Origin of the sequence: Zoogloea ramigera (assembly GCF_006539865.1) — a bacterium.
Lineage (GTDB): Bacteria > Pseudomonadota > Gammaproteobacteria > Burkholderiales > Rhodocyclaceae > Zoogloea > Zoogloea ramigera.
This window is the reverse complement of record NZ_BJNV01000168.1, coordinates 1-1,248: the sequence shown is the minus strand read 5'-3', so window position 1 is coordinate 1,248 and position 1,248 is coordinate 1. Positions and strand designations below refer to the sequence as shown.

General features: G+C 62.8%; 1 protein-coding gene. It reads left to right on the top strand.

Annotation, left to right across the window (positions count from 1 at the left end):
* Window positions 1-78 precede the first annotated feature (78 nt).
* Entirely contained in the window at window positions 79-1,221 is a 1,143-nt protein-coding gene (locus tag ZRA01_RS20245) for an ISAs1 family transposase (protein WP_141355174.1), read from the top strand.
* Window positions 1,222-1,248 lie beyond the last annotated feature (27 nt).

Below are 1,248 nucleotides of genomic sequence, written 5' to 3'. Positions count from 1 at the left end.
CGTTCACGGTCAGCCACTTGCCGCCCCACTGTTCACAGCCCCCGCTTTTGTGTAGTTTCCTGCCTTTTTGGGCAAACGATGGAAGCGGGCAAGTTGATGGACATGGTCGAGGTTTTCGAAGGGCTCGAAGACTGGCGCAACGCGCAGCAGACACGGCATCGCCTGAGCGAACTGCTGACCATTGCGGTCTGCGCGGTGCTCAGTGGCGCGGACGACTTCGAGGACATCAGCCAATGGGGGCGCATGAAATTGTCGTGGCTGCGTGGTTTTCTGAGCCTGGACTATGGCATCGCCTCGCCCGACACGTTCGAACGCGTCTTCGCGGTGCTGGATCCGAAGAGCTTCGAGCGGGCGTTTCGTGAATGGGTGGCAGGGGTGATTCCGGCGCTGCGGCAGGAACAGGTGATCGCCATCGACGGCAAGACGAGCCGGCGCACGACGAGCAAGGCCGCCGCGGCGCCGCTGCACATGGTCAGTGCCTTTGCGGCCGAAGTGGGTCTGGTGCTCGGGCAGGTCGCCACCGATCAGAAATCCAACGAAATCACCGCCATTCCGCAGTTGTTGCGCACGCTGGACGTGGCCGGCTGCATCGTCACCATCGATGCGATGGGCACCCAGACGGCCATCGCCAGTGAGATTCGCGAGCGCGGTGCGGATTACGTCCTGTGCGTGAAGGACAACCATCCGAAGCTGCTCGATTCGATCCTGCTGGCTCAGGCCGGTGTGGGCGGTGCGCTGCAGGCAGTCTCGACCTGGGAGAGCCACAACCACGGGCATGGCCGGGACGAGTGGCGGCGCTGCTGGGCCTTCGAGGCCGGTGATCGGCTCTACAAGGGTGAGCAGTGGTGTGACCTGAAGAGCTTTGCCCTGGTCGAGCGCACCCGCACCGTCGGTGAGAAGACCAGCGTCGAGCGGCGTTACTACATCAGCAGCTTTGCCCCCGATGCCGAGAAATTCATGCACGCCGTGAGGAGCCATTGGGAAGTGGAAAACCGGCTCCACTGGTGCCTGGACGTTCAATTCGGCGACGACTATGCCCGTGCCCGCGCGGGCCATGTGGCCCACAACCTCGCGCTGGTCCGCCACATCGCCCTGAACCTCATCCGGCTGAATACCTCCGTCAAGACCAGCATCAAAACCAAGCGCCTGCTGGCGGCCACCTCCGATGAGTTTCGGGCAACCCTGCTGGGGTTTGAAGTCAATGAGGATGATGACGATTGATGTCACGCGGGTAGCTGCGGGAGCCCT